Here is an 8,081-nt window from a genome sequence, read left to right on the forward strand (position 1 = left end):
TCGGTATTTTGAATATCACAATCGTCATTGCTACAACTAAAAACAAAAATAGTTACAACAAAAAGACAAATAAATTTTTTCATAATAGAATTATTATGCCCAAAGCAAGAAACTTGCTTTGGGCTTGTTGATACTAATTTTTATAAATTACTTTTTGGTCTTGAAAACCAGATTCTGTTTCCTTTGTATTGATTTATTGTTGTAATCTATTGCTTCTGTAAATTATTTATTTAAAATTTAGTTGTGCAATTGGTGATACGAATTTTGAATTCCGAATTTATTATTTATACTTTTAATATTTACTATGGCTAAATTCCAGTATTTTATTGCTTTTTTGGATTAATATTTTTTCAAAATACAGTTCAAAATTATTATACCATTTGCCCAAAGCACCTTGGTTTGGATTTATGTCTGAACTCGATTATGCTTTTAAATAATAATTAAATGCTATTTTGTGATTTTTCAAATTTAACAATAAAAATAGTATTAACAAAAATAGTAATAAAAAAATTGTTTGATAAGTATTTTTGAATTTTGGGTAAGAATTTGATTGAATCACGATTTTTTTTAGCCCAGACAGCAATGGAAAGCCAAGAAGGAAGAATGCTATTTTTTCTTTTAATTGTAAAGCGACCAAAGGAAGCTCTTGCAATTGCAAAGAAAAAAAGCATTGTGACTGATTGCTTGAAATGTATGGCTGGATTGGCTTCTAGAAAATAAAAAAACCTCAAATGATTTTAAACATTTGAGGTTAGAAATTTAAAAATTTTAATTTGTCAAGAATGACAATAAAATAAAAACTATTTTATGTTAAAAGCATTTACGCCAGGAAAATATGCCGTTTCGCCAAGTTCTTCTTCTATGCGTAAAAGTTGGTTATACTTTGCCATTCTATCACTTCTTGAAGCAGAACCAGTTTTTATTTGTCCGCAGTTTAATGCAACGGCTAAATCGGCAATGGTGTTGTCTTCTGTTTCGCCAGATCGATGTGACATTACAGAGGTGTAACCTGCATTTTTAGCCATATTTACAGCTGCTATTGTTTCTGTTAAAGTACCAATTTGGTTTACTTTTACCAAAATAGAATTGGCAATTCCTTCTTTAATTCCACGTGACAAACGTTCTACATTGGTTACAAACAAGTCATCTCCAACAAGTTGCGTTTTGTTTCCTATTAATTCTGTTAAATATTTCCATCCTTCCCAATCGTCTTCATACATTCCGTCTTCAATAGAAATGATTGGATAATTTGCTGCAAGTGATGCTAAATATTCTGCTTGTTCTCTTGAAGTTCTAATTTTTCCTGTTTCGCCTTCAAATTTTTGGTAATCGTAATTTCCGTTTACATAAAACTCTGATGCTGCGCAATCTAGCGCTAACATAATTTCGTCTCCAAATTTATATCCTGCGTTTTCTACTGCTTTTTTAATTGTATCTAATGCGTCTTCTGTTCCACCAGCAAGATTTGGAGCAAATCCACCTTCATCTCCAACTGCTGTTGACAAACCTCTATCGTGTAATACTTTTTTCAGATTGTGAAAAATTTCAGTTCCCATTTGCATTGCGTGTGTAAAAGAAGTTGCTTTTACTGGCATAATCATAAATTCTTGAAATGCAATTGGCGCATCAGAATGTGATCCACCATTAATGATATTCATCATTGGAACTGGTAAAGTATTGGCAGAAACGCCACCAACATATCTGTATAATGGCATTCCTAATTCATTTGCGGCAGCTTTTGCAACGGCAAGTGAAACTCCTAAAATTGCATTGGCACCAAGTTTAGATTTATTTGGAGTTCCGTCCAGTTCAATCATAGTTTTATCTATAAGATTTTGCTCAAAAACAGAAGTTCCTACTAATTCATTGGCAATAGTACTATTCACATTTTCAACCGCTTTTAAAACTCCTTTTCCCATATATTGTTTTCCACCATCGCGAAGTTCAACCGCTTCGTGTTCTCCAGTTGAAGCTCCAGATGGAACTGCAGCACGACCAAGAACGCCATTTTCTGTTACAACATCTACTTCTATTGTTGGATTTCCTCTTGAGTCAAGAATTTGTCTAGCGTGAATTTTGATAATAATACTCATATGAATTTACGATTTTAAGATTTATTACAAATATATTCTATCTTTTTTTATCAATTTCACAATTTTATTTATTTTTATTAACTCAAACGTTTTAGTATTATTTTTTATGCTAATTTTATTAAAATATTTAAATTTTGAATATTTAAAATTCGTAAGTAAATATGCTTAGTATTTTACAAAAAATGTATTTTATCGATTTTAAATGACTTTAATCGATGTTATTGATTGAGATTTTGTATTTTTAAACTTTATAACTGTGTACTATGAAGCATTTTAACTTTTTAGAATCAACAAATTTTAGATTTTCTTTTAGAAAATTAATTTTATCGTTTTTTATACTTTGTTTTGGATATTCTAATGCTCAAAATTATAGAAATGCGAAAGCTTATATAATGGATTTTGGAAAAAATGAATTGTTCGTTAAAGAATCTTTAATGGAATATTCAATTTCAATTATTGACGCAAGTCCACAAGAACGAATTGAAAGTACATTGGAGAGAATTTATGTTAAACTTGAAGATATAAATGAAACTTTATTAAGAAATGATAGAGGCGTTTTTGGAGATTTAGATTTGAGAAATTCTTTTATGAGATTGAATTCTAAAACCATAACATTATTAAAAAATAAATCTTTAAAACTTAATGATTATGGTGTTCAAAGCAGTTTAGATTATTCAGAAATTTTTAAAAACTTTGCTTACAAAGAATCTGAAATTTCTAAATATTATGCTGAAATTTTAGCGTATGAAAGTACAAAAAAAGATTTTGGATTAAAATATAATATTTTAATTAGAGCATTTGACAGAACTAATGTGTTTGAATATGATGCTTATCAAAATTTAATTTTTTATAAATTAAACATTCTTGATGTAAAATTAATGGATTTATTAAAAGGTAAAGATATTACAAAAGTTACAGAATGCATGAACTTTATAACAAGTGTTGGCGAAGAGTCTTTTACCAAAACTGAACAAATGAAAGACGATTTTAAAGACACTTCATTAAATGATATTAATAAAGAACTGATTACTTTTATTTTAAAACAAAAAGAAGCTGTTATTGCTTATTACGAAGAATATGTAAAAGTTGACGCTGCATTTCAAAAAGTAAAATTAGAATTTGTTGAAAAAAATGATGTGGTTTCTGTAGAACAATATAATGTAGAAGTGAGAAAATTTAATGAAGCTAAAAATAATTTTTACGATAACTTATACAAAGTTCAATTGAATAAAAAATCACTGTTAGAAAAATGGTATTTTACTAATAGTGATTTTTTAAAGCGCAATGTTGAATTTGATAATCTTTATGAAAAATATTCAAATGTTGATTAGCAAAGAATTTTAAACTTCTTGAAGTAGTTTAGAATTTTTTATGTTTTCAATAAATTGATCAAATAAATAACTAGAATCGTGTGGTCCAGGAGAAGCTTCTGGATGATATTGAACCGAAAAACAGTTTTTAGATTTCATTTTCATTCCTGCAACTGTATTGTCATTGATGTGATAATGGGTAATTTCTAAATCTTGATGATTATCTAATTCTTCTCTATTTACTGCAAAACCGTGATTTTGAGATGTTATTTCACCTTTTCCTGTAGCAATATTCATTACTGGATGATTGATTCCACGGTGACCATTGAACATTTTGTAAGTTGAAACTCCATTTGCCAAAGCGATTATTTGATGACCAAGACAAATTCCGAATACTGGTTTATTGGTGTTTAAAATTTCTCTAGTTACACCTTGTACTTCTATAAGTGGATCTGGATCGCCTGGACCATTTGATAGAAAATATCCATCTGGGTTGAACGATTTTAATTCTTCAAAATTGGTGTTGTATGGAAAGATTTTTATGTAACAATCTCTTTTGGCTAAATTTCTTAGAATATTTTTTTTTATTCCTAAATCTAGTGCAGAAATTTTATAAGTTGCATTTTCGTTTCCGAAAAAATAAGGTGTTGTAGTTGAGACTTTGGACGCTAATTCTAATCCTTTCATATTTGGAACTTGAGAAAGTTGTTTCTTAAGTTCTTCAATTGATGTTCCATCGGTTGAAATTACTGAATTTTGCGCTCCGTTATCACGAATGTAACTTACTAATGCTCTTGTGTCTACATCTGAAATGCAAATTAGATTTTGCTTTTCAAAATAGTCATAAAGATTACTTTGAGAATCTGGTCTTGAATGGTTGAAACTAAAATTTTTACAAACTAAGCCAGAAATCATTATTTTATCTGATTCTACTTCTTCGTTATTTACTCCATAATTTCCTATGTGCGGATTGGTTGCTACCATTATTTGTGCGAAATAGGATGGATCTGTAAATATTTCTTGGTAACCTGTCATTCCGGTGTTGAAGCAAACTTCTCCAAAGGTTGTTCCAGATATTCCGATTGATTTTCCGTAGAAAATGGTTCCGTCTGCTAGAAGTAAAATGGCTTGTGGTCTTGTTGTGTAGTTCATTGTAGTTAGTTGTGTTTTGCAAATTTAGGATTTTGTAATTAAATTACAATTTTGATTTGTAAAAGTTTATAAACATTCTATTGGTTTGTCTTTTAGCCCTGATAGGAATGAAAATCCTTCTTGTTTTTTTTAACAAGAAGATTGAAATGGATAGCAGGAATATGGATTATTGATAAAGCCCAAGCGATTTGCTACCAAAAAAAAAGGATAAACTCGAAAGTTTATCCTTTATATTTATGAAATTGATTTCATTATTCTGCTGAATCGGTAGTTTCTGGAGCAGAAGTTTCTGGAGTTTCAGTTGCTTTAGCTTCTGTAGTTTCCTTTTTAGCTTTAGAACCACGACGGCTTTTAGCTTTTTTCTCTTCTTTTTTACCACCATTGTAAATTTCATTGAAATCTACTAACTCTATCATTGCCATATCTGCGTTATCACCTAAACGGTTTCCAACTTTGATAATACGAGTATATCCACCTGGACGATCACCAACTTTAGCTGCAACTTCTCTAAAAAGTTCTGTTACACCATATTTGTTACGAAGGTAAGCGAATACTATACGACGGTTGTGAGTAGTATCTTCTTTTGATTTTGTTATAAGCGGCTCAACAAATTGTTTAAGTGCTTTAGCTTTAGCAACAGTTGTGTTAATACGTTTGTGCTCTATTAAAGAACATGCCATATTTGCCAGCATTAGTTTTCTATGTCCTGTCTGTCTGCTTAAGTGATTGAATTTTTTTCCGTGTCTCATTTTAAATGCTATTTAACTTGATAAAGACTAGTCTTTATCTAATTTATATTTTGACAAATCCATTCCGAAGGTTAAATTTTTAATAGCTACTAGTTCGTCTAGTTCTGTTAAAGATTTTTTACCGAAGTTACGGAACTTCATTAAGTCGTGTTTGTTAAAAGAGACAAGGTCTCCTAATGTATCTACTTCTGCAGCTTTTAAACAATTTAATGCTCTTACAGATAAATCCATATCAACAAGCTTAGTTTTAAGCAATTGTCTCATGTGTAACGATTCTTCATCATAAGAATCTGTTTGAGCAATTTCGTCAGCTTCTAGAGTTATTCTCTCATCTGAGAATAACATAAAGTGGTGAATTAATACTTTTGCTGCTTCTGTAAGTGCATCTTTTGGATTGATTGATCCATCAGTTTTTATTTCAAAAACTAATTTTTCGTAATCTGTTTTTTGCTCTACACGGAAGTTTTCGATTGTATATTTTACGTTTTTAACTGGCGTAAAAATAGAATCTGTAAAAATAGTACCGATTGCTGCGTTTTGTTTTTTGTTTTCTTCTGCAGGAACGTATCCTCTACCTTTTTCTATTGTTAATTCCATGTTGAAATTAACTTTAGGATCTAGATTACAGATTACCAATTCAGGATTTAATACTTGGAATCCAGAAATAAATTTTTGGAAATCGCCAGCAGTAATTTGTTCTTTACCTGTTAATGAAATTGTAACTGATTCATTATCGATATCTTCAATTTGACGTTTGAAACGTACTTGTTTAAGACTTAAAATGATTTCTGTTACATCTTCAACAACTCCTGGAATAGTTGAAAACTCGTGCTCAACACCTTCTATTCTTATAGATGTAATTGCGTAACCTTCTAAAGCAGATAGTAAAACTCTTCTTAGCGCGTTACCAACTGTTAATCCGTATCCTGGTTCTAAAGGTCTGAATTCAAACTTTCCTTCAAAATCAGTTGAATCGATCATTATAACCTTATCGGGTTTCTGAAAATTAAATATTGCCATAATTTTAGACTGGTGTCAATTATTATTTGTTGTACAACTCTACGATTAATTGTTCTTTGATATTCTCAGTGATTTGTAATCTAGCTGGAACAGAAACGAAAGTACCTTCTTTAGTATCATTATTCCAAGTAATCCACTCATATACATGACTTGAATTAGATAGAGAACTATTGATAGCTTCTAAAGATTTAGATTTTTCACGAACCGCTACTTTATCTCCAGGTTTTAAGTGGTATGATGGGATGTTTACTAATTCACCATTTACAGTAACGTGACGGTGAGAAACAATTTGTCTTGCAGCTCTTCTAGAAGAAGCAATTCCCATTCTATAAACAACATTATCTAATCTTGCTTCGCATAATTGTAATAGGATTTCTCCTGTTACACCTTTAGATGCTGCTGCTTTTTCAAATAAGTTTCTAAATTGTTTTTCAAGAATACCGTACGTGTACTTAGCTTTTTGCTTTTCCATTAATTGTACTGCGTATTCTGATTTTTTACCTCTTTTTTTGGACATTCCATGTTGTCCTGGTGGGTAATTTCTTTTTTCGAAAGCTTTATCTTCTCCGAAAATAGCTTCACCAAATTTTCTAGCTATTCTTGTACTTGGACCAGTATATCTTGCCATTTTAAATTGTTTTTAGATAGAGATTATGAATTCAGGTCTAAATCCTTCGATAATCTTAAATCTATCTTTGTTATACTTAATTATATTTGATACTGAGATTTTTATTCGCCACGGCGAACAGAATAAATTCAATATAAAATTATACTCTACGTCTTTTTGGAGGACGACATCCGTTATGTGGCATTGGAGTAACGTCAATAATTTCTGTTACCTCAATTCCTGTGTTATGAAGAGAACGAATAGCAGACTCACGTCCGTTTCCTGGTCCTTTTACATAAACTTTAACTTTTTTAAGTCCAGCTTCTAATGCTACTTTTCCACAATCTTCAGCGGCCATTTGAGCTGCATAAGGAGTGTTCTTTTTAGAACCTCTAAAACCCATTTTACCAGCAGAAGACCAAGATATAACTTCACCTTTCTTATTAGTTAAAGAAATGATAATGTTATTGAAGGTTGCACTAATATGAGCTTCACCAGAAGATTCAATTATAACTTTACGTTTTTTTGTACTTGCTTTAGCCATATTACTTACTATTTAGTTGCTTTTTTCTTATTAGCAACAGTTTTTCTTTTACCTTTTCTTGTTCTAGAATTGTTTTTAGTTCTTTGTCCTCTTAATGGAAGACCAGATCTGTGACGAATTCCTCTGTAACAACCGATATCCATTAAACGTTTAATGTTTAATGAAGTTTCTGAACGTAATTCACCTTCAATTTTGTAATACGAAACTGCTTCACGGATTGCTCCGATTTCATCATCGTTCCAATCTTGAACTTTTTTATCTTGGCTAACTTGAGCTTTTTGCAAAACCTCAATTGCTCTACTTTTTCCTACTCCGAAGATGTAGGTTAGTGCTATAACACCTCTTTTGTTTTTAGGAATATCTACTCCTGCGATTCTTGCCATAACTATCCTTGTCTTTGTTTAAATCTAGGATTCTTTTTATTAATAACGTATAATCTACCTTTTCTACGCACAATTTTACACTCTGCGCTTCTTTTTTTAACTGATGTTCTTACTTTCATTTTAAAATATCTTTAATATCTATAGGTAATTCTTGCTTTAGATAAATCGTAAGGACTCATTTCTAGTTTTACTTTGTCACCAGGTAACAATTTAATGTAATGCA

At 30.5% G+C, this 8,081-nt stretch carries 9 protein-coding genes and 1 pseudogene; 1 reads left to right on the forward strand and 9 read right to left on the reverse strand.

Annotation, left to right across the window (positions count from 1 at the left end):
- Positions 1-800: 800 nt before the first annotated feature.
- The gene (gene eno, locus ACH2BC_RS05060; protein WP_395052900.1) at positions 801-2,093 is read right to left on the reverse strand and encodes a phosphopyruvate hydratase; all 1,293 of its coding nucleotides are present in this window, start codon (positions 2,091-2,093) and stop codon (positions 801-803) included.
- A gap of 263 nt (positions 2,094-2,356) precedes the next feature.
- On the opposite strand from eno, the gene ACH2BC_RS05065 reads away from it, so the two are divergent.
- Positions 2,357-3,424 carry a hypothetical protein gene (locus ACH2BC_RS05065; RefSeq protein WP_395052901.1) on the forward strand — a complete coding sequence of 356 codons (1,068 nt, stop codon included), beginning with the start codon at positions 2,357-2,359 and terminating at the stop codon, positions 3,422-3,424.
- 9 nt (positions 3,425-3,433) lie between these two features.
- Here ACH2BC_RS05065 and carA read toward each other — a convergent pair whose 3' ends face one another.
- From carA to infA, 8 genes and pseudogenes are all read right to left on the reverse strand, one after another.
- The gene (gene carA / locus ACH2BC_RS05070; protein WP_395052902.1) at positions 3,434-4,555 is read right to left on the reverse strand and encodes a glutamine-hydrolyzing carbamoyl-phosphate synthase small subunit; all 1,122 of its coding nucleotides are present in this window, start codon (positions 4,553-4,555) and stop codon (positions 3,434-3,436) included.
- A 251-nt stretch (positions 4,556-4,806) separates the two neighbouring features.
- Positions 4,807-5,304 carry a 50S ribosomal protein L17 gene (gene rplQ, locus ACH2BC_RS05075; protein WP_395052903.1) on the reverse strand — a complete coding sequence of 166 codons (498 nt, stop codon included), beginning with the start codon at positions 5,302-5,304 and terminating at the stop codon, positions 4,807-4,809.
- A gap of 27 nt (positions 5,305-5,331) precedes the next feature.
- Positions 5,332-6,324 carry a DNA-directed RNA polymerase subunit alpha gene (locus ACH2BC_RS05080; protein WP_395052904.1) on the reverse strand — a complete coding sequence of 331 codons (993 nt, stop codon included), beginning with the start codon at positions 6,322-6,324 and terminating at the stop codon, positions 5,332-5,334.
- A 22-nt stretch (positions 6,325-6,346) separates the two neighbouring features.
- On the reverse strand, positions 6,347-6,952 hold the full coding sequence (gene rpsD, locus ACH2BC_RS05085; RefSeq protein ID WP_395052905.1) for a 30S ribosomal protein S4: 606 nt from the start codon (positions 6,950-6,952) through the stop codon (positions 6,347-6,349).
- A gap of 139 nt (positions 6,953-7,091) precedes the next feature.
- Positions 7,092-7,475 (reverse strand): 30S ribosomal protein S11, encoded by a 384-nt coding sequence (gene rpsK / locus ACH2BC_RS05090; RefSeq protein ID WP_395052906.1) that lies wholly within the window; start codon positions 7,473-7,475, stop codon positions 7,092-7,094.
- Between the two features lie 8 nt (positions 7,476-7,483).
- Entirely contained in the window at positions 7,484-7,858 is a 375-nt protein-coding gene (gene rpsM / locus ACH2BC_RS05095; protein WP_395052907.1) for a 30S ribosomal protein S13, read from the reverse strand.
- Positions 7,859-7,860: 2 nt separating this feature from the next.
- A complete protein-coding gene (gene ykgO, locus ACH2BC_RS05100; RefSeq protein WP_081932050.1) occupies positions 7,861-7,977 on the reverse strand; it encodes a type B 50S ribosomal protein L36 in 117 nt (38 codons plus the stop codon).
- 12 nt (positions 7,978-7,989) lie between these two features.
- A pseudogene (gene infA / locus ACH2BC_RS05105) lies at positions 7,990-8,081 on the reverse strand (translation initiation factor IF-1); the annotation flags it as partial.

The sequence above is a fragment of the Flavobacterium sp. genome (assembly GCF_043760115.1).
GTDB lineage: Bacteria > Bacteroidota > Bacteroidia > Flavobacteriales > Flavobacteriaceae > Flavobacterium.

Excerpts from the sequence above, each read along its gene's own strand:
- rpsK (WP_395052906.1), bottom strand. The coding sequence starts at position 7,475 with ATGGCTAAAGCAAGTACAAAAAAACGTAAAGTTATAATTGAATCTTCT.
- rpsD (WP_395052905.1), bottom strand. The coding sequence starts at position 6,952 with ATGGCAAGATATACTGGTCCAAGTACAAGAATAGCTAGAAAATTTGGT.
- eno (WP_395052900.1), bottom strand. The coding sequence starts at position 2,093 with ATGAGTATTATTATCAAAATTCACGCTAGACAAATTCTTGACTCAAGA.
- carA (WP_395052902.1), bottom strand. The coding sequence starts at position 4,555 with ATGAACTACACAACAAGACCACAAGCCATTTTACTTCTAGCAGACGGA.
- ACH2BC_RS05080 (WP_395052904.1), bottom strand. The coding sequence starts at position 6,324 with ATGGCAATATTTAATTTTCAGAAACCCGATAAGGTTATAATGATCGAT.
- rplQ (WP_395052903.1), bottom strand. The coding sequence starts at position 5,304 with ATGAGACACGGAAAAAAATTCAATCACTTAAGCAGACAGACAGGACAT.
- ykgO (WP_081932050.1), bottom strand. The coding sequence starts at position 7,977 with ATGAAAGTAAGAACATCAGTTAAAAAAAGAAGCGCAGAGTGTAAAATT.
- rpsM (WP_395052907.1), bottom strand. The coding sequence starts at position 7,858 with ATGGCAAGAATCGCAGGAGTAGATATTCCTAAAAACAAAAGAGGTGTT.
- ACH2BC_RS05065 (WP_395052901.1), top strand. The coding sequence starts at position 2,357 with ATGAAGCATTTTAACTTTTTAGAATCAACAAATTTTAGATTTTCTTTT.